Here is an 18831-nt window from a genome sequence, read left to right as displayed (position 1 = left end):
TGGGTTGGGTTGGCGGGCATGGCATGTCCACTGAATCCAGCGGAACGGTGGCTAGTCTGTTTCCGGTCCGGTGCAGAAGAAGCAGCCGTCCTCGCAACTGTCGTTCGACGCCGGCGGCTTGTCTTTGTGCGTGTCTGGCGGGTGGCGCTCCTGCAGAGCGCTAGGGCGGCCGGGACTCAGCGGGTTTCGTGGCTGCATGAAGGCTTTCGCGTTGGGTGCCGGGTTGTGGGATTGGTCGGCACTGGGATGTTCGATTAGCGGATTGGAGTCCGGTTGGCCAGCACGGGCGCGGCGCCCGTGAAGCCGTCGCGGGTTTCGGCGATGTCGTGGATTTGTTTCCGGCAGGCGTACCAGCCGCCTACCATCAGCGCGCAGGCCACCAGGGTCACCAGCAATGTGAGCGGGGAATCGATGAAGACCATGACGAGGACGCCGAGCAGGAATACCAGGGAGAGGTAACCGGTGTAGGGGGCGCCGAACATCCGGAAACTGGGGCGCTCAAGCCAGCCTTTGTCTGCCCACCGTTTGAGCTGGATCTGGCAGAGCACAATGGTGGCCCAAGTGACGACGATGCCTACGGCGGCGACGTTCAGGACGATCTCGAAAGCCTGGCCGGGGACCAGGTAGTTCAGTGGGACCCCGAGGAGGGAGACGCCGGCGGTGATAGCGATACCGCCGTAGGGGACACCGGCCTTGTTCATCCGCTGGGCGAACTTCGGGGCCGATCCGGCCACTGACATGGAACGCAGGATGCGGCCGGTGGAGTATAGGCCGGCGTTCAGCGAGGACAGTGCGGCCGTGAGGACCACGAGGTTCATGATGACGTCCACGCCCTGGATACCGATGGATCCGAAGAACGTCACAAACGGGCTGACGCCTTTTTCATACGAGGTGTAGGGCAGCAGCAGGGCGAGCAGAATGACCGAGCCGACGTAGAAGACGGCGATCCGGAAGACCACGGAGTTGATGGCCTTGGGCATGATTCTTTCGGGGTTTTCGGTTTCGCCGGCGGCGGTACCGATCAGTTCGATCGAGGCGTAGGCGAACAGCACGCCCTGCATAAGGATGATCATGGGCAGCAGACCGTTGGGGAAGAGGCCGCCATTGTCGGTGATGAGGCTGAATCCGACTTCCTGGCCTTCCACGGGCGTGCCGAACATGACGAAGTAGGTGCCGACCAACAGGAATGCGACCAGGGCCGCGACCTTGATCAGGGCGAACCAGAACTCGAGCTCGCCGAACACCTTGACGGAGACGAGGTTGAGGCAAAGGACCACGACGAGGGCGATCAGCGCCCACGCCCACTGCGGTACTGCCCCCATCCAGGGGATGTATTTGCCGAAGAAGTTCATGTAGAGGGCCGCGGCGGTGATGTCCACGATGGTGGTGGTGGCCCAGTTGATCCAATAGAACCAGCCGGAGATGAACGCGGCTTTCTCTCCGTAGAATTCGCGGGCGTAGGACACGAACGATCCTGACGAGGGCCGGTGCAGCACCAGTTCACCCAGGGCGCGCAGGATCAGGAATGCGAAGAAGCCGCAGACTGCGTAGGCGATGACCAGTGACGGGCCTGCCGCGTTGAGCCGGCCGCCGGCACCCAGGAACAGGCCGGTCCCGATGGCCCCGCCGATCGCGATCATCTGGATCTGCCGGGGCTTCAGGCTCTTGTGATAGCCCGAGTCCTCCGCGTGGATCAGGGCATCCGAAGCGTGGGCGTGGCCGCCATCGGCCTGGTACAAGCCAACCTCGTCATTGGGGTTGTTGGGCATGGGTGTTCCTTTCGATCTGTCAGAGATCTAAATGGGGTTCTGGAGGGAGATTGTGGGGACAGCCGGGCGTCAGATCAGAAAATCGACCACCCGGTCCGGTCGGACAGGTCAGCGAGAGCCGCCGTGCCTGCCAGGGAATTTCCTTTGGAATCCAGCCGCGGGCTCCAGACGCAGATGGCGCACTGGCCGGGGACAATCGCCAGGATGCCGCCGCCTACACCGCTTTTCCCGGGAAGTCCCACGCGGTAGGCGAACTCGCCGGCTGCGTCATACATGCCGCAGGTCAGCATGATGGAACCGATGCGCTTAGCCTCGCTCCTGGAGATCACCGCGCCTTGAACTCCACGACCATCCTGCGCGAGGAATAGAGCCGCCTTGGCCACCTCCGCGCAGGTCATCATGATTGAGCACTGCCTGACGTAGTTCTCCACCACTGCCTCTGCGGGCTGCCGCAGGTTGCCGAATTCCTTCAGGAAGTGGGCGAGGGCCAGGTTGCGGCTGCTGCTGGAGAGTTCACTCTTTGCGGCGATCTCGTCGATGAAAGGGCTCTGGCTTCCATTCTGGTGTCCCACCTGGCCGGTGAGGAAACGCAGGACCTGGGCGGCGGCGTCGGGAGTTCTTTCCATCAGATGGTCGGTGACCACCAGGGCGCCCGAATTGATGAAGGGGTTCCGTGGGATCCCGTGCTCGACTTCAAGCTGGACCAAAGAGTTGAAGGGCGTCCCTGAAGGCTCGCGAAGGACCCTGGACCACAACGAGCCGGAGTCATCGGCGCTGAGCGCCATCGCCAGGGTGAAGACCTTGGAGATGCTCTGGATCGAGAACGGAAGATCGGCGTCGCCGGAACTGAATAGTTCCCCGGACGTCGTGGCAACCGCGATGCCGAAACGGTCGAACGGCGGGGACTGCAGGTGGGGAATGTTTGCGGGGACTGACCCCGCTTCCGTCCGGGGCCGGTGGCCGCGGACAATGTCATCCAGTAATAAGGCAAGCGGCGGCGAATCAAGTGTTGTCATCATTTCTTGCCCACATGCTCCTTCTGCGTGCCGGACCACTCCTGAACATGCAGCAGCGCGACCAGTGCATGGCGGGGATTGCCGAAGTCCAGGCCGGTGACCCGGCTGACCTTGCCGATCCGGTAGTAGACGGTGTTCTTATGCAGCTGCATCCGCTTCGCGCACTCGGCCACGTCGAGTGAGGCGTCGAAGAAGGCACGCAGGGTTACGGCCAGTTCCGCGTCGTCGCGGAGGAGGGCCCAGAGGCTGCGGTGCCGAAAGGCCGCCGTCGTAAAGTTCTCCGCGGCGTCGTGGAAGAGGATCTCGGCTTCGAAGTCGTCCACCGTGGCAACCGAAACTTCGCCGGAGCGGCGCATGCAGCCCAGCAGCGCTTCGCATATTCCGGTCACGGAATGGATTGATAGCAGATCGGGAACAGCGGGGCCGACGGCGGCAAAGGGGCTGATGCCGAGGTGCTTGTTGGCGTCCTTGACGATTGCCTCGGCCAGACTCCGCAGACCGGCCCCCGCGTTGGCGGACTGCAGCCCGGGAAGGATCACGGCGGTGTCGCCGTGAAACTGTCCCACGATGGCTGAGGGCTTGTAGGCGGCTGCATGGATTGAAGCGAGGTTGGCCAGCTCGCCGTGTTTGAGTGCGGCGTCGTTCTCCTGGGCTTCGGACGCCGAGAGGCCAATCAGGATCAGGGCCGCGGGGCGGTCCGCAGGGATTTTCTCGCTGTGCGCGCTCGCCGCAGCCTCCGCGGGACCCGAAAGTAGGCGCACGATCCGGTCCTCGCGCATGTGCACGGATTGCTGGTTACGGTACCGGATCAGCTCGGCGGAGGCCCGCGCGGCCGAGCCGGTGAGCACATAGTCGACGTCGTCGCCGAAGCCCGCACCGGTTTCCTGAAGCCAGATGTAGCCCATGATGCGGTCGCCGGCGAACAGGCTGATGGCGACGCGCTCCCGCAGGCCGTCCTGGGGCCGGGCGGGAACCCGGACCGGCAGGCGCGTCCGGTGCAGCTCGCGGTAGGCGCCGAGGTCCTTGAGGAGGAGTTCGTATTTGCGCGGGCCGCGCCGGGCCAGAATCGAGGCCTTTCGCAGTTCGTCAATGGCGTTGGTGACCGTGGAGTAGGCCAGGACCTTGTTGGCGGCGTCCTCGATCACCACGTGGCTGGAGGTCAGGCGGGCCGTGGTCTGGGCGATGGCGAAGAGGTCTTCTTCGAGCAGGGTCAGCACTTCGCGCTGGTAGCTGGGCGGCTGGATTCGGTCCTTGGCGATGGACAGCAATCGGTCCCAGTCTGCCGCCGGGTCCACCAGCAGCAGGCCGGTTCCGGCGGCGCGGAGCAGCTCTTCGGCTTCCGCCAGTTCGTCGGGGCTGCCCTTGACGGCCAGGACCAGGGGCGGGCGTTTCAAGAGGCGCCGCACTGCGGGCAACGCGGAGCGTCCGCGAACGCCGATCAGAAGGACGAACGCAGTCGCGCCGTCGGCGGTCTCGTCGTCGGCGTCGACGATCAGAAAGCGTTCGATCGCAGCATCCGTGCGGGACGGCCGAAGCATCAGGCTGGCGAAACCCAACGGAAGATCCGCGAGGATGTCGTCCACTGTAGCTGCGGCCATGGGCTTCTTTCTGACATCGGCACCCGCCCGGACGGCTTTGTCCGGACACCTCAGCCTATCCAGCAGACATCGCCGAAAGTATGGAAAAGCTCCTAAATTACGCGGCCCGTTTTAGGTCTACGGACCAAGGCGAGGTCTGCAGAGCTGCGTGGCCCCATCGATTGCTCCGTAAGTGCCGTAATCACTCGTCAAAAGGGCAACTACGGAGCAACCGACCGGGTTTGAGGACCTGAAGGGGACCGGTCATCATGGAGTGTTGGTGCGTCATTGCGGAACCCGACGTCCGCCGCACCCGCCGCCACTGGCGCTGACGCCCCTAGGAGAACCCATGGAGACGCCCCCGGACCTGATCGACTTCACCGCAGGCCGCGCCCGGTCGGGAGACCTGGAGGCGGCCTGGATCCACGGCTCGGAATCGGCGAAGCACAATACGGACCCGGACATCCAGGTCCACGCCTACGACGGGCACACGTTCATCCTGCGCCAGAACATGGCGGTCAACTACGAGGCGCCGTTCATGTTCCTGCTGTTCGGCAACGCGCGGGCCGTCCTCATCGATACCGGCGCGACCGCATCCGCGGACTTCTTCCCGCTGCGCCGCGTTGTCGACGGACTTGTGGAGGCCTGGCTTGCCGCCCATCCCCGCGACGGCTACGGTCTCCTTGTCCTCCACACCCACCCGCATGGCGATCATGTCGCGGGCGATGCCCAGTTCGCGGGCCGTCCCGACACCGTTCTGGTGGACGCGGCCCGGGACAATGCCTGGGAATTTTTCGGATTCACTGCCGCGGGTGCCCTGGACGCCGGCGACCCGGACGCCGGCGGCGACGCCGTTCAGCCGGCGCAGGTGGACCTCGGCGGGCGCGTCCTGGCATGCTGGCCCAGCCCGGGGCACCACAACGCGGCCGTGACGTTCTACGATCCCCACACCGGGTTCCTGCTCACCGGTGACACGGTCTATCCCGGCCGGCTCTACATCCAGGACTGGCCAGCGTTTGTGAGCACCATCGACCGGCTGATCGGGTTCTGCGCCACCCACCCCGTCACCCATGTCCTGGGCTGCCACATCGAAATGTCGCAGCAGCCCGGCGTCGACTATCCGATCTTCACCACCTACCAGCCCGACGAACCACCGCTGCAGATGACCGTCGAGCAGCTCCGGCAGATCCGCCGGGCCATCGACGAGGTGGGCGGACGCCCCGGCCGGCATGTGTTTCCCTGGTTCATCCTCTGCCTCGAGGGGGAATGAGCGGGCGGGACCACCGGCCTCCAGCCCTCAGCGCCCCCGCAGCGACGCCGCGGCCGGGACGCCGGGCGGGAAATCGGGCAGCGCCCCTGCGGGCGTGTGGAAGATCCACAACGAGAGCGCACGGTAGGTGGCCCAGTCGTCGTCGGCCGCCCGCAGGGACGCGATCTCGGTGCCGTCGGGTTGCCCGGTGGTGCGGATGACCTGCAGCCGGACCGGCGCGGCCTCCGGCAACCGGAGCATGACGGACCCCGAAGCCGGCAGCGTGCCGTGCGGGAAGCGGACTGCGGCGCCGCCGACCGAAATGTCCAGCAGCTCTCCGCTGGTGCCCTCGGCCTCGACCGGCGAGGACACCTCCATCCGGTAGGCGTTGCGGCGGGATGTGGCGAATTCGGCGGCCCGGATCCTGCGCGTCCCGAGCACCAGGACCGCGCCGGCGAGCACCAGCCAGGCACCGGACGCCACCGTGGAACCGGGCGTCGTGCGCCAGGGCACCAGCCCGGCCAACCCGGCCGCCGCATACAGAATCACCGCGGTGATCAGGACAACCATCACGATCAGGATGCGCGGCGTCCGGCCCCGGAGCCGGAGGTCGGCGGCGCCCTTGGGCGTCACCTGGAACTCCAGGATGTTCCGGGACATGAGCCACCAGAGGCACGCCAGGCCGACCGGGACGCGGAAAATCCGCAGGGCGAAGGCCGTGGGCCAGTGGATTTCGTTGCGCATCAGCTGCTTGGACCCCCACAGGCGCACGGTGAACATGACCAGGAAGACCCCGGTGAAAAGCAGCGGCCCGGCAGTGGAGGTCTGCGCCCCGGACAGCATGATCACCACCGGAATCAGGAAGGCCACCAGCGTGGCGATGCCCTCCAGCCACCACAGCGTGCCGTTGAGGTACTCGTGGTAATTCCGCCACGACAGCCACCCCTTCGCCGCCCACAGCTTCTCGTGGACGAGGATCTGCATGGCTCCCATGCCCCAGCGCCGGCGCTGCAGCAGGTACTGGTCCGGCGTCGCCGGCGCGAGCCCGACGGCGAGCGTCTGGTGGTGGTAGACGGTCCGCCAGCCGCGCCGGATGAGTTTGAGCGTGGTGTGCATGTCCTCGGTGATGGTCTCGGTCGCCACGCCGCCCACCTCCTGCAGGGCGCTCAGACGCAACAACGACGTCGACCCGCACCAGAAGGGTCCGGCGCCGGGTACGTTGCGGGACGCCATGAGGACGTTGAAGAAGGTGCCCTGCTCACCCGTGATGCCGTCGTCGTCGAACGCGCCGCCGTTGTAGAACGACTGCGGACCCTGGATCAGTGCGATCCCGGGGTCTTCGAACCAGCCCAGGGTGGCGCTGAGGAACGTGGGCAGCGGGACGTGGTCGCAGTCCAGGACGGCGATGATGTCGATGCCGGGGCCGCCGGCGGCCTTCTCCGAGGCCATCAGGCCCAGGGCGTGGTTCATGTTGCCGGCCTTGGCGTGGTCGTGGACGGCCCGTCGGACATACCGGGCGCCGTAGGCGACGCACATTTCTTTGACCCAAGGCCGGTCGCCGTCGTCGAGGACCCACGTCTCATGCGCCGGGGCCAGCTCGCAGGCCGCCGCGACCGTGGGCGTCAGAACCTCGATGGGCTCGTTGTACGTGGGGATCAGCACCGCCACCCGCATGCCGTTCGGGGCCTCCGTCACGGGCGCCGGCGGATGGCTGTCAATGTTCCACACGGACCACGCCTTCAGGATGAGGCCGGCCAGCGGCAAGGCCTCGAAGGTAACCAGGATCCAGGCGATGGCCAGGTTCCATTCCCCCGACGGCATCGTGAACAGGACGCGCCACGTCACGTAGAGGACCAGGGCGGCGATGGCCGCGATACCGCCCACATGGGCCAGCCTCCGGGACCGGGGTGCTTCCGCTCCGGGAGGTCCGAGCCGGGCGGCCCAGCCGGCAATGCCGGCCCGGGTCAGGGCTGTGGCGTCCAGTGGTACGGGCCGCGGCGCGGCGGATGTGGTTCCGGCGGACAGCCCTTGAGCCGATACGTTCTCGGCGCGCTGCCGCAGATCTTCACGCAGGTTCTCTCGAGGCACGTGATCTCCCTCAGCTAGATCCGGTGCTCAATGTCCGATCAGCGTAGCCGCGGCATGGCACCAGTGACCGGAGCCGCCGGAATCCTTGCGCAAAACTGCGGAGGGCGTGCGCTTCGTCCTACTGCTTTGATCTATTGCTTTGCAACGTGCTCCGCGTCCTCGGGCCCGACGAAATTGCACGAGCCGGGGTGGCGTTTGGGCAACGTGCACGTGCGCCCGGTGGGCAGGTGGACGTTGGCGCACCGGCCCGCCATGGCCACGTCTTCGCGGACATGCGTGACGTGCGTGCTGCTCTGATCCTCTGGCGCTTCCTCGCGGCTGGTTTGTAGGGGGCTTCCGGACGCGCTCTGGTTTTGGCTGTTCACGGCTGCAACTCCTCGGGATCTGCTGTGCAGAAAAGATGGGAAGGATGCTTAGTTTTATCCGAAGTCCCCAGCTTCGCACGGGTGGGTTAACGCCGGGTTACGGGAGTGTAAGGATCCCGTCTCGGCGAGGGGGCGGGTTGCCATCGTCGCGGTTCGCCGCCGCGCGGACCTTTTGCCGCCGCCCCGCTGTTCCTCATACTGGAAGGCAGATCCGCGATTCCGACAGGCGAGGACGGTGGTGACTGATGAGCAGCGGGGTCAGTGGTTCCAATAGCGCTTTCCGGCGCCGGGTGGAGCGTGCCGCGGAACTCCGGGCCGTGCGGGCCTCGGGCAGCACGGCGCAGGAGAACGACGAGCTCAACGCCGCCGAGGAGGAACTCCGGCAAAAGCGCGCCAAGATCGACGACGCCGCCAAGGCTGAGTACCTGATCCGGGATGCCATGGCGCAGGGCAAGTTCGACAACCTCAAGTACGCCGGCAAACCCATTCCCGGGCTGGGCGAGGCGTACGACCCCGACTGGTGGGTCAAGGGCCTGATCCAGCGGGAGAACATCTCCGGTCTGGGCCCGAAGGCGATCCTGCTCCGCACCGAGGACGCCGAGCTCGACGCGCGGCTCGATGCCCAGTTCAGCGAAAAGCAGGTCCGCGAGATCGTGGAGGACTTCAATGCCCGGGTCATCGATGCCCGGCGGCAGCTCCAGGGCGGGCCGCCCGTGATCACCAAAACGCGGGACGTCGACGCCGAACTGGACCGCTGGCGGGGTCGCCGGGCTGCCGCGGCCGCCATCGCCCCTCCGGAGCCGGAGCCGAAGCGGCCCTGGTGGCGGCGGCTGTGGAGCGGGGCGGGCGAGGCGCCGCCGAACTAAACACTCACAGGCTACGGGCGCCGTCGAACTCCTTCGACTCATTACCCGGGGGCTGGCCCTTCGCAGCTGCCGCAGAGAAAACATTTAGGAGATAACAATGTCTGAACAGGAACCCGTGCTGGTGGTCGGTGCAACGGGATCGCTCGGTGGGCAGGTCGTCGACCGGCTTCTTGACCGGGGCAAGAAGGTGCGGGCGCTTGTCCGCCCGAGCTCGGACGCGGGCAAACTCGAGGCCAAGGGCGTCGAGATAGCCCGCGGCGACATGCTCGACCTCGATTCGCTCGTCACCGCGATGACCGGCGCCGCCGCTGTGATCACGACGGCGGCCGGGTACACCGGGAAGAACAAGAACGCCCGCGAGATCGACACGCGTGGCAACGCCAATCTCGCTATCGCCGCCAGCAAATCCGGGGTGCCGCGGTTCGTGCTCACCAGCATCCTCACGAGTGACCAGACACCCGGTGTGCCGCATTTCTGGCACAAGAAGCTCGCCGAGGACAAGCTCGAAGAACTCAACGTCCCGTTCGTCGCGCTGCGCCCCGGAGCATTTTTCGACCAGATTGCCCGGCTCGGCGGTGACCCGTTCGAGAAGGGCCGCATCATCTGGCTCGGCTCAAAGAGCGTCCCCCTGACGTTCGTTCTGACCAGCGACCTCGCAACCTACCTCGCCGAAGCCGTCGACGCCGACATCGCCGACGGCGAACGCATCGAAATCGGCTGGACGCGCCCCATCAGCATGCGGGAAGGCGCTGAACTGGCGTCGCGGCTGGCGAACAAGAAAATTAGGGTGCTTTCCCTTCCCACCGGACTGCTCCTCAGGATAGGCAAGATTTCGGGAAAGTCCGGCTCGCGCATGAGCGACATGGGAGCCATGGCGGCGTGGTTCGAAACCGGCCGCTACGTGGCCAACACGAGCCGCCAGGCAGAACTCTTCGGCCCCGCGCCAACTCCGGAAGACGCGGTCGCGCGCTTCGCTGCGCGGTTGGGCCACGGACGAGCGCAGTCCTAGTGGGTGCGGCGGGGTCCAGATTAACCTGCGGTCCCGCCGGGTCACACGTGCCGCCGCCACATGCCGGTCAAAGGCCCGTGGCTCCGGGGACGCAATCGGCGTAGCCTGCGCTTAGGCGCGCACTTCGCGCACCCGCGCGTCGGCACGAAACGGGCGATGCCATGAAGAAATACGGCACTGATCATAATCCGCGGCCGGCGGCTTCGGCCGGGTCTGGGCGCCCGGCATCAGACCGTGCACCGCTTCGCCTCGCCGCCACCCTGGCGTTTGCCGGCTTCGCGCTGTCCGTGGTCGCCGGGTTGCTCCATGCCGATACGGCCAGCGCAAATGACCACCCGGCGACGTTCGCGGAGTACGCCCGCAGCGGTATTTGGACGGCGGCCCACCTCGGCCAGTTCGCCGGCATGGCGCTTCTCATCTCCGGGCTGCTGGTCCTGCTGGTGATCTTGAAAGCACCGGACGGGGCCATGGCCTGGACGGCCCGCTTCGGCGCTGTCGCTGCGGTCGCCGCGCTGGCACTTTACGCCGCGCTCCAGGCCGTGGACGGCGTTGCCCTCAAGCACGCAGTGGACGCCTGGGTTGCGGCTCCGGAGCCGGAGAAAGCTGCGCGGTTTGCGACGGCCGAGGGTATCCGTTGGCTGGAGTGGGGCATGCGCAGTTACCAGAGCTTTGTGCTGGGCGTGGCCCTGGTCCTGACCGGTGTCGTGGTTGTCGGGGCGCGCCGCGTCTCCCGGCTGATCGGCTACCTTATGGCGCTGTCCGGGCTCGCCTACCTCGCGCAGGGCTGGATCGTCGGCGCCGAAGGCTTCTCTCCGGCCAACTCCATTCCTACACTCGCTGGGATTGTCTTCATCCTCGTGTGGTCCGTGTGGCTGCTGGTCAGTGCATGGTTCGGGAAGGTCGCGACCGCCCGCGACAGGTGACGCGGGCTAGCGGACCCCGACGGCGGGAGGTTCAGCCGCCGTCGTCGTCGTCGCGTCCGTCAGAGTTCCGGGACGCAGGGTCCGGAGCCCAGCAAAGCGCATAGGGGAATGACCATCCGGGAGTCGTCCCCCTTCAGGGCTTCCCGGGTCCTGCGGTGGCGTAGCCGCGCGCTGCCGCCCGGATTCGCCGGAAGGCTGCGAGCCCGCCGGAAAAGTCCGGCGACCTCGCAAGCTTCCGGCGAATTCGCACGCCCGGGCCAGGTCGGGTCAGATGGTGCGGGGCAGGACGGGTCAGATGGTGCGCGGAGCCTTGGCCAGGTTCTCTGTGAGCTCGGCCGCGTTCTGCCGGATCACGTAGGCCGGGCGGTCCCGTTCCGTGCGCCAGCTTTCGGCGAGCGGGCCCATGTTGACGGTGTCGAAGCCGAATTCGTCGTAGAGCCTGGTCGCCAGCTCTGCCGCCTCCGGGAAATCGCTCGCCGTGGCCAGGGCCCGGCGGTTCGGGGTGCCGGCCGGCGTCCCGTCCGTGGTGATCTGGGAGTACATGATGTGGTTGAAGGCTTTGGCCACCTTCGACTGGGGAAGGTGCTCCTGCAACAGGCCGGACGTGGTGGCCTCGCCGGCATCCAGGGCCGGGATATGCCCGTCGCGTTCCCAGTAGTAGTTGTTGGTGTCGAGGACGATCTTGCCGGCCAGCGGTTCCACGGGGACGTCCGGGAGGCTCCTGAGCGGCACGGTGACGACGGCGAAGTCGCCGGCTGCGGCCGCCTCGGCCGGCGTTGCGGCCCGGGCCCTGGGCCCCAGCTCCGCGACGAGGTCCGCCAGGGTTTCCGGCCCGCGCGAGTTGCTGATCACGACGTCGTAGCCGAGCTCCACGGACTTGCGGGCGATCTGGCCGCCAATGTGTCCTGCACCGATGATTCCGATTGTTGTCATGCCGGAGAAACACCCGTGCGAGCGAAGATATTTCGCCTGTTAAGGACTGTGTGCGCCGGGGAAAGACAGGACACCGGTCGGGGCAGACCAGTCCAAATCGCCGGAAGCCTCCCCGCTCGCCGGAAAGTTCCGGCGAGCCCGCAGGGTTCCGGCGAATTCGCGCGTAGAGAGGCTAGCGCGTGGGGAGGCTAGGCCGTGGGGCCCGGTTCGTCGTCGGTGTCCGGGCCTTCTGCCGCGTCCTGGGAATGGGCGCGGTCGTCGAAGGGTTCAGCCGTTGCATCACCTTCGGCGGGGGTCTCGCTGTGGTGACGCTCCGGCGCCTGTGAGTCGTCGCTCATGTCCGCTCCTTAGCTGCTCCTGCGGTGGATTGCTGGCTATTTGAACATCTAGCTCCCGCAGCGAGAGAGCTGTCAAGGGCCCCTGGATCCTGCGGATTCAGACGGGCGTCCGGCCGCCGGGACGGCTGGAATCCCGTTTGATTTCCTTGCGGGGGCGCAGGGCATAGTCGCGGGACCGCTTGCTGGAGAGCGCCAGAAGCAACAGGATGTCCAGGGTCAGGCCGGGGAGATTGGACTTCAGGGTGATGTCCGGGCCGCCGTGGAAAACATCGACGGCCTGGAAGCAGATGGCGGCCGTGCTCAGCGCCATGGCCACCGTCCGGGCCCAGTTTCGGCCGAGGAACACGAACCACGCCAGCAGGATCTCGGCCACGGCAAAGAGCAGGACAACCACCGTTGCGGCGCTGACGGCCAATTCCGCCTGGGCTTCCGTGACCGCCGGGCCGGCTACGGGCTGCACCAGTGAGCTGACGTGCGCGTCCTTGAAGAGCACCAGGGACAGTGCCAGCAGCGCGGCCGCCGCCGCGCGGGCACCGACGAAGACCGCCCCGACAATCGTGGTCGAAGGACGCCTGGCGCGGCCCTCGCCCGGGGGCGTGTCGCTCCCAAGCGAGCCCGCAGCGGTCGGCTCCGCGACGGTCTGCCTGAGATCGACGATGGGGAGATTGCCATCGGTGGTGATGGTGTCGCCCCCGCCGTTGCGCGCGTGATAGCCGGTGGAAAAATCACGGATCACCCTGAGCCCGGCCGCGGGATCGGCCCCGGTAATGGCGCCGACCACATGGTCGCGTTCGGCGTCGGTGTTCTCATCGATTTTGTGGGTGATCTGCAGGGTAAACAGGGACAGCCCGACGCTGCGGTCATACGTGCCGGCCGCCAACCAGTCGACGGCCAGCCCGCCCGGCAGCAGCCAGCCGGGCGGGCAACGCCAGAAGCGGACGTGGTGCCGTTTGCCCGGGGTGCCGTCGACTTCCTGCTGGTAGGCAAAATCCTGCTGGCGGCCGAACAGGAACAGCGGACTGACCGGGGCCTCGAGATAGCTGCGGCGCAGGAGGGTGGAAGAGACGATCCGCCGGCTGCTGGCCAGGGTCACGTCATCGGCCCTTGTCCAGCCCGCGGACCGCATCACGCCATGGATCTGCGGTTCCGATCCCAGCAGGGCTATGTTCACGGGATCGCCCAGCAGCCCGTCGCTGGTGCGCGCCCGGCCGATGAAGTAGTCCGGAACGTAGAGCCGGGTCAGGATCCGGTGCAGACGGGGAAGCACCAGATAGGCGAGCAGGGCCCAGAAGATGAAGAGGAACCAGACCTGCGCCCAGCCCCATTCGAAGCTCAACTGCACCAGCAGCGCGGTCAGCCACACAGCCGCAACGCCGCCCACCACGAAGAACACGCTGTCCAGCACGGAGTACGGCACCGCTTCGGCGGGAGCTGTGACCTCAACCGCTGCCTTGGTCATGGCCGCCATACTACGCCCGCTATCGACGGAGGGCTGGCTCGAAAGATGAATCTTCTGGCCCCAAGGTGGAGTGCGGCCGGATGTGACCTGCCTGTGACAGCCGCCGTGGATAGGGTGACAGCATGGAACCACTACTGAAAGTTTTGCGGCATTGGGGCGCCCCCGCGGCGGCCGTTCTCTTCTTCACGCTGTGGTGCGTGGCCGAGGCCGGGCGGATGGGCCCCGGCCTCCACACCTGGGAGGGGACGTGGCCGCTGATCCTCATGACGGCAGCGATTGCCTGCGCTGCCTGGAAGCCCTACGCGTCGCTCGGATTCACGGCAGGGCTGCTCGCGGGCCAACTGGGGTACGCCATTCCCGCGATGCACGCCAACCACTGGGCCATTTACCTCGGGGCGTTCGTGGCCCTGGCTTTCATCCAATGGACGGCCCGGCGAAGGACACGCTTCATCGCCGCGGCCGCCAACGTGGCGTTCGCCGCCGCCATGACCTTCCTGATGCTGTCCTGGCGCTACGGCAACGGCGTTGGCTGGCTCCTTCCGCTGTACATGGGCGACCGGTGGACCTTTCAAGCCTACGGCTGGCAACTCTTTTCGCTGCTGCTGGTGATCGCGGCAGCCTGCGCCGCCGTCGGACTTCTGCTGGCGATGTACCAGGAACGCGGCAGCCTGTTCCAGGCCAGGACCATCGCCCAGACCAGCCTCAGGGAAGCCGAAGTGGACCTGATCGTGGAGCAGGAACGGACCCGGATCGGCCGGGACCTGCACGACGTCCTGGCCCACTCACTCGCCGTGATCGCGGCGCAGGCGGATGGCACCCGCTACCTGAGCAAGGACCAGCCGAGGGCAGTGCTAAACGCCCTGGAGAACATCGGGACGTCGGCCCGGAGCGCCCTGGTGGACGCGCAGCGCGTCATCGAGGGGGTGCACGACGACGGCATGGTCACGCCCCAGCCCCGGCTCAGCGACGTCGGGCCCCTCGTGGCGCGCATGCAGGGCAGCCTCGAGATCGAACAGAGCGAGTCCGGCGTACCCGCCGAGCTCTCCGCGGGGCAGCAGCTCGCCGTATTCCGGATCATCCAGGAATGCCTGACCAACGCACTGAAACACGGCGGCCGCGGCACCGCGGTGCGGCTGCACCTGGACTGGAGCGGCCCGGGGCTGACCCTGCATGCGGCGTCCGGGATCCCGGAGACCACAGGCAGGGACAGCCCGGACCCCGCCGCCGAAACGCGGGTGGGCCGCGGCCTCGCCGGGATGCGGGAACGCGCCCACCTCGCAGGAGGTTGGATGACGTCCGGCCCGGATGGCGAGCAGTACCGGGTGACAGTCTTTATCCCCTACGGCACAAGGACGGCCGACGCCGATGCTGCCGCCGCCAGCGCGGAGCCGGACCTGGTTCCCGCGGGAAGCCCTGCAGCGCGCCCGGGAATGCAGCTGGCCGAAGCCGGCGACCGTGGCTGATGCCGGGGCGGCCATTACCGTGGCGATTGTCGATGACCAGGCCCTGTTCCGTGCGGGAATCCGGATGCTGGTGGAGAGCCAGCCGGACATGGCGATGGCCTGGGAAGCCGGCGACGGCGCGCAGGCGGCGGCATTCGCCGTCGAACGGTGCCCGGACGTGATGCTCATGGACCTGCGCATGCCGGTCCTTGACGGCGTCGGCGCCACACGGCGGATCGTGCGGCAGGCGGAGGCCGCAGGCACCGGCGCGCCGAAGATCATCGCCCTGACCACCTTCAACCGGGACCAGGCGGTGGTTGACGCCGTGCACGCCGGTGCCAGCGGCTACCTGCTCAAGAGCGCCGAACCGGAGTTCCTGCTCGCCGCGATCCGGACCGTGTACGCCGGGTACTCCGTGATTGCGCCGGGATCAGTGCAGGATTTGTTCCAGCATGCCGCCCGGACCGTGCCGGCCGGGGGACCGGACCTGTCCGCGCTGGAGGTGCTGTCTGTCCGGGAACGGGACGTCTTCCTGCTCGCGGCCAAGGGGCTGGCCAACGGTGAGATCGCCGGAAGCCTGTTCGTATCCGAGGCGACAGTCAAGACACACCTCAGGAGCGTGCTGGGCAAGCTGGGCCTCGGGACCCGGCTCCAACTGGTGGCCTTCGCCTATGAGCGCCGGCTGCTGGGCTGAAACCAGCTGTTGGGCTGAGACGCGGCTGGGCCCCCGGCTGAGACTCGCCGAGGGCCGCTGGCGCGGCGACTTGCGCCGCCGGATTCCTCACCGCCGCAGCGTCAGAAGCTCACCGTCTGGGTCAGGTATCCGTAGTACTGTCCCCCGATCGGGTGGATGGGATCGCCGCCGAAGCCGTAGTCGTGGTGCCGCTTCGAGTACGACTTTGTCAGGTCCAGGTACTGCTCCATGACGTGCTCGGCTGAGCCCGTGCAGGCCTTCTGGCTGATGCAGAGGGCCACGGACCCGGCCACGGCCGGGCTGGCGAAGCTGGTGCCGTTGCTTACGTTGTAGCCGCCGGGCCAGGTGGAGAGCATGCACACGCCGGGGCCGGAGACGGTGTGGGCCTTGTCGTCACTCGTGGTGGCGAAGTTGGAGAAGAACGCCGGCTGGTCATCCTTTTGCCCGTACTTCGAAAAGTCGTCGGGGCCGCAGATCGGGGCGGCATCCCCGCCGGACTTTCCGTCGAAATCGCCCATGGCGGTGGCGGTCAGTACTTGGTCGTACGTGGCCGGCACTGTGTTGGCGAAGTCCTCACCGGCGTTGCCGGCCGCGACAGCATAGGTGACACCGGCCCGGACCGAGCGGCAGATGGCGTAATGCATTGCGTCCGTGCCCTTGCCGCAGTTGGGCGTGTCCGCGGCGCCGCCGGCGATGCTGATGTTGGCCACGGCGATGTCGTTGCTGTCGTCATGGTCCTTGCGCGTCGAGGTCACCCAGTCAATCGCGCAGATCAGGCTCTGCTCGGAGATCAGGCCGTTGTCGTCAACCACCCGGACAGACCACAGCGGAGTGCCCGGGGCGGTCCCGATGACGCCCAGGCGGTTGTTCCGGGCGCCGATCACGCCAGCAACGAATGTCCCGTGCCCCAGGACGTCAACGGGGGTCACATCGACGGGCGAGCCGGACTGGCAGTCGACGCCGCCCTTGACGTTCAGGTCCGGGTGGGTCGCATCGATGCCGCTGTCGATCACCGCTACGTTGACGTTGATCCGGCTTGGCCCCCGGTCGAGGGCCTTCCGGACGTCTGAGCTGGTTCCGGCGATCCGCTTGCGCCAAAACGGCGTCTCCTGGGTGGCCGCGGTTCCAAGATCCCGCGGTTGCTGGAAGGTCCGGCCTGCCGTGACGAAGTCGACGTTGGGGTCGGCCTTGACGCGTTGCGCCTGGGCCGCCGTCAGGGTGGCAGAGTAGCCGTTCACAGCGTTGCGGTAGACCTTCGATGCCGTGAATCCGTAGGCGCTTTGCTGGGCGGCCGCCGCCGCTCCGGCGTCCACGACGCCGTCCTTGAGCACCACGATGTAGTTTTGTGCCGGGTTGGCGGCGTTCGAAGGAGCTGCCGCCACCAGGCCGCCGCCCGCCGCCAGGGCAAAGGCCGCCAGCGAGGCCAGCCCGCGCCCGAACCAAAATGTGTCCGGTCTGGGAAGGGAGCTGCGCCGGTGTCTGCGCGGGGTCCGCGCCACCGATGTTAGCTTCGGTTTTGATGCCTTGCGGCTGGCTTGGCTGAACATCGTGGCCTCCCATTAAGCGAGTTCGCTAATTCGAGTGCCCCCCGCCCATATCTTAAGCCTCCGACCGCGTCTTACACCCGGGCCCTTTGGAAAAACTTGAGCCGGCCCCAGCGGCCGGCTCAGACGAAGCTGTCTTCCTTTGCGCGCGCGGAGGCATTTTCCGGTGCCCGGCCGGCCGCGTGGGCGGACGTCGCGGCGTGGGAAGGCGTCGCGGCGTGGGCCGCGCCGGTGTGGTGGCCGAACGGGTTGAACCGGCTGAAACCGAGCTCGGCAAAGGCATACGCGGTCTCGGCGTGTTCGGACCGGTCGACTCCGGCGAGTTCGTCCTCGCGGCTGACCCGGAAACCCAGCGTCTTGTGGATGGCGAGTCCGATCACCGCGGTCCCGAGGCCGGACACGGCCACCGTGATGAGGACGGCCACGGCCTGCGCGATGACCTGGTGGAGCCCGCCGCCGTAGAACAGCCCGCCGCCGGCACCGTCCACCGGGAGCGCAATGAAACCGAGGGCGAGCGTGCCGATCAGGCCGCCGCCGAGGTGGACGCCGACGACGTCGAGCGAGTCATCGAAGCCAAACTTGAATTTCAGGTCCACGAACACGGCGCAGGCCGCACCGGCCACGAAGCCAAGGCCCAGCGCGGCGAGCGGGCTGATGTTGGCGCACGACGGCGTGATCGCCACCAGGCCGGCGACGGCGCCGGACGCCGCGCCCAAGGAGGTGTGGTGGCCGTGGCGGACCTTCTCCGTCACCAGCCAGCTGATCATGGCTGCGGCAGGGGCGGCCAGGGTGTTCACCCAGATCAGGCCGGCCTGCTCCACTGTGGTGGCGGCGCCGGCGTTGAAGCCGAACCAGCCGAACCACAGGATGCCCGCGCCGAGCATAATGAAGGGGATGTTGTGGGGGCGGTGGCCGGGGTCCTTGCCGAAACCGTGCCGGTTGCCCAGGATCAGGACCAGGACCAGCGCCGCGGTTCCGGACGCGATTTCCACTACGGTGCCGCCGGCGAAGTCGATGACCTGGCCGAAGACGGCACTTACCGCGCCGCCGGCACTCATGAGGCCTCCGCCCCAGACCATGAAGGCCAGGGGGCAGTACACGAGGGTGATCCAGATGGGGACGAAGAGGGCCCAGGAGGTGAACTTCGCGCGGTCCGCGATGGCGCCGCTGATAAGGGCCACGGTGAGGATGGCAAAAGTGGCGCTGTAGCCGGCCTTGATCAGGTCCGGCGAACCGATGAGGCTGCTCAGGCCGAAGCTCGCGAACGGGTTGCCGAACACGCCGAGGACACCTTGCCCGGTGCTCATGGAGTAGCCCCAGAGGACCCACACCACGCCGACGATCCCCACCGAGACGAAGCTCATCATCATCATGTTGAGCGAGGCCTTGGCCCGGGTCATCCCGCCGTAAAACAGGCCCAGGGCCGGGGTCATCAGCAGAACCATCGCTGCCGACACAATCATCCAGACGCTTCCAGCAGTGAGCTCCACCGGCGGGTCCCTTCTCGTCAGTCTTCCGTACCGGGACACGTCGCCGCCGGCCCCCCGATCCGGATTTAA

The 18831-nt window shown here is 67.1% G+C and carries 15 protein-coding genes; 6 read left to right on the top strand and 9 right to left on the bottom strand.

All coding sequences use genetic code 11. From position 1 onward, the window contains the following. Positions 1 to 254: 254 nt before the first annotated feature. The 3 genes from AC1DFR_RS11855 to AC1DFR_RS11845 form a co-directional block, all read right to left on the bottom strand. The gene (locus AC1DFR_RS11855; RefSeq protein ID WP_043435285.1) at positions 255 to 1769 is read right to left on the bottom strand and encodes an amino acid permease; all 1515 of its coding nucleotides are present in this window, start codon (positions 1767 to 1769) and stop codon (positions 255 to 257) included. 74 nt (positions 1770 to 1843) lie between these two features. Beyond that, on the bottom strand, positions 1844 to 2788 hold the full coding sequence (locus AC1DFR_RS11850) for a glutaminase (RefSeq protein WP_476873402.1): 945 nt from the start codon (positions 2786 to 2788) through the stop codon (positions 1844 to 1846). After that, a complete protein-coding gene (locus AC1DFR_RS11845; protein ID WP_476873401.1) occupies positions 2785 to 4383 on the bottom strand; it encodes a PucR family transcriptional regulator in 1599 nt (532 codons plus the stop codon). The genes AC1DFR_RS11850 and AC1DFR_RS11845 overlap by 4 nt, the downstream gene beginning before the upstream one ends. Before the next feature lie 328 nt (positions 4384 to 4711). On the opposite strand from AC1DFR_RS11845, the gene AC1DFR_RS11840 reads away from it, so the two are divergent. Continuing rightward, positions 4712 to 5632 (top strand): MBL fold metallo-hydrolase, encoded by a 921-nt coding sequence (locus tag AC1DFR_RS11840; RefSeq protein WP_476873400.1) that lies wholly within the window; start codon positions 4712 to 4714, stop codon positions 5630 to 5632. 27 nt (positions 5633 to 5659) lie between these two features. On the opposite strand, the gene AC1DFR_RS11835 is transcribed toward AC1DFR_RS11840, so the two are convergent. Next, positions 5660 to 7699, bottom strand: coding sequence for a glycosyltransferase family 2 protein (locus AC1DFR_RS11835; RefSeq protein WP_476871377.1), 2040 nt, complete (start codon positions 7697 to 7699; stop codon positions 5660 to 5662). A 610-nt stretch (positions 7700 to 8309) separates the two neighbouring features. On the opposite strand from AC1DFR_RS11835, the gene AC1DFR_RS11830 reads away from it, so the two are divergent. From AC1DFR_RS11830 to AC1DFR_RS11820, 3 genes are all read left to right on the top strand, one after another. Beyond that, on the top strand, positions 8310 to 8930 hold the full coding sequence (locus AC1DFR_RS11830) for a DnaJ family domain-containing protein (RefSeq protein ID WP_476873399.1): 621 nt from the start codon (positions 8310 to 8312) through the stop codon (positions 8928 to 8930). 97 nt (positions 8931 to 9027) lie between these two features. After that, on the top strand, positions 9028 to 9939 hold the full coding sequence (locus AC1DFR_RS11825; RefSeq protein WP_476873398.1) for an SDR family oxidoreductase: 912 nt from the start codon (positions 9028 to 9030) through the stop codon (positions 9937 to 9939). A gap of 161 nt (positions 9940 to 10100) precedes the next feature. Beyond that, a complete protein-coding gene (locus AC1DFR_RS11820; protein WP_476873397.1) occupies positions 10101 to 10862 on the top strand; it encodes a DUF4386 family protein in 762 nt (253 codons plus the stop codon). A gap of 291 nt (positions 10863 to 11153) precedes the next feature. On the opposite strand, the gene AC1DFR_RS11815 is transcribed toward AC1DFR_RS11820, so the two are convergent. The 3 genes from AC1DFR_RS11815 to AC1DFR_RS11805 all read right to left on the bottom strand — a co-directional run bounded on the left by AC1DFR_RS11815 (position 11154) and on the right by AC1DFR_RS11805 (position 13592). Further along, positions 11154 to 11795, bottom strand: a complete 642-nt coding sequence (locus AC1DFR_RS11815) for an NADPH-dependent F420 reductase (protein ID WP_476873396.1) — start codon at positions 11793 to 11795, stop codon at positions 11154 to 11156. 188 nt (positions 11796 to 11983) lie between these two features. Next, positions 11984 to 12133, bottom strand: a complete 150-nt coding sequence (locus tag AC1DFR_RS11810; protein ID WP_164468554.1) for a hypothetical protein — start codon at positions 12131 to 12133, stop codon at positions 11984 to 11986. Between the two features lie 97 nt (positions 12134 to 12230). Next, positions 12231 to 13592 (bottom strand): LssY C-terminal domain-containing protein, encoded by a 1362-nt coding sequence (locus AC1DFR_RS11805; RefSeq protein WP_476873395.1) that lies wholly within the window; start codon positions 13590 to 13592, stop codon positions 12231 to 12233. Between the two features lie 122 nt (positions 13593 to 13714). On the opposite strand from AC1DFR_RS11805, the gene AC1DFR_RS11800 reads away from it, so the two are divergent. Both AC1DFR_RS11800 and AC1DFR_RS11795 read left to right on the top strand, forming a co-directional pair. After that, the gene (locus AC1DFR_RS11800) at positions 13715 to 15055 is read left to right on the top strand and encodes a sensor histidine kinase (RefSeq protein ID WP_476873394.1); all 1341 of its coding nucleotides are present in this window, start codon (positions 13715 to 13717) and stop codon (positions 15053 to 15055) included. Next, on the top strand, positions 15048 to 15728 hold the full coding sequence (locus tag AC1DFR_RS11795) for a response regulator (RefSeq protein WP_476873393.1): 681 nt from the start codon (positions 15048 to 15050) through the stop codon (positions 15726 to 15728). The genes AC1DFR_RS11800 and AC1DFR_RS11795 overlap by 8 nt, the downstream gene beginning before the upstream one ends. Positions 15729 to 15829: 101 nt before the next feature. Here AC1DFR_RS11795 and AC1DFR_RS11790 read toward each other — a convergent pair whose 3' ends face one another. Both AC1DFR_RS11790 and AC1DFR_RS11785 read right to left on the bottom strand, forming a co-directional pair. Then, positions 15830 to 17275 carry a S8 family peptidase gene (locus tag AC1DFR_RS11790; protein ID WP_476873392.1) on the bottom strand — a complete coding sequence of 482 codons (1446 nt, stop codon included), beginning with the start codon at positions 17273 to 17275 and terminating at the stop codon, positions 15830 to 15832. Between the two features lie 119 nt (positions 17276 to 17394). Beyond that, positions 17395 to 18735 carry an ammonium transporter gene (locus AC1DFR_RS11785; protein WP_476873469.1) on the bottom strand — a complete coding sequence of 447 codons (1341 nt, stop codon included), beginning with the start codon at positions 18733 to 18735 and terminating at the stop codon, positions 17395 to 17397. Between the last annotated feature and the right edge of the window lie 96 nt (positions 18736 to 18831).

This window comes from Arthrobacter sp. 05T410 (assembly GCF_056396505.1).
Note: the sequence above shows the minus strand (reverse complement) of the source record. Positions and strands in the feature narration are given on the sequence as shown.

Bases quoted from the DNA above. Each gene is read 5' to 3' on its own strand.
- AC1DFR_RS11855 (WP_043435285.1), bottom strand. From the start codon at position 1,769: ATGCCCAACAACCCCAATGACGAGGTTGGCTTGTACCAGGCCGATGGC.
- AC1DFR_RS11850 (WP_476873402.1), bottom strand. From the start codon at position 2,788: ATGATGACAACACTTGATTCGCCGCCGCTTGCCTTATTACTGGATGAC.
- AC1DFR_RS11845 (WP_476873401.1), bottom strand. From the start codon at position 4,383: ATGGCCGCAGCTACAGTGGACGACATCCTCGCGGATCTTCCGTTGGGT.
- AC1DFR_RS11840 (WP_476873400.1), top strand. From the start codon at position 4,712: ATGGAGACGCCCCCGGACCTGATCGACTTCACCGCAGGCCGCGCCCGG.
- AC1DFR_RS11830 (WP_476873399.1), top strand. From the start codon at position 8,310: ATGAGCAGCGGGGTCAGTGGTTCCAATAGCGCTTTCCGGCGCCGGGTG.
- AC1DFR_RS11825 (WP_476873398.1), top strand. From the start codon at position 9,028: ATGTCTGAACAGGAACCCGTGCTGGTGGTCGGTGCAACGGGATCGCTC.
- AC1DFR_RS11820 (WP_476873397.1), top strand. From the start codon at position 10,101: ATGAAGAAATACGGCACTGATCATAATCCGCGGCCGGCGGCTTCGGCC.
- AC1DFR_RS11815 (WP_476873396.1), bottom strand. From the start codon at position 11,795: ATGACAACAATCGGAATCATCGGTGCAGGACACATTGGCGGCCAGATC.
- AC1DFR_RS11810 (WP_164468554.1), bottom strand. From the start codon at position 12,133: ATGAGCGACGACTCACAGGCGCCGGAGCGTCACCACAGCGAGACCCCC.
- AC1DFR_RS11805 (WP_476873395.1), bottom strand. From the start codon at position 13,592: ATGACCAAGGCAGCGGTTGAGGTCACAGCTCCCGCCGAAGCGGTGCCG.
- AC1DFR_RS11800 (WP_476873394.1), top strand. From the start codon at position 13,715: ATGGAACCACTACTGAAAGTTTTGCGGCATTGGGGCGCCCCCGCGGCG.
- AC1DFR_RS11790 (WP_476873392.1), bottom strand. From the start codon at position 17,275: ATGTTCAGCCAAGCCAGCCGCAAGGCATCAAAACCGAAGCTAACATCG.
- AC1DFR_RS11785 (WP_476873469.1), bottom strand. From the start codon at position 18,735: ATGATTGTGTCGGCAGCGATGGTTCTGCTGATGACCCCGGCCCTGGGC.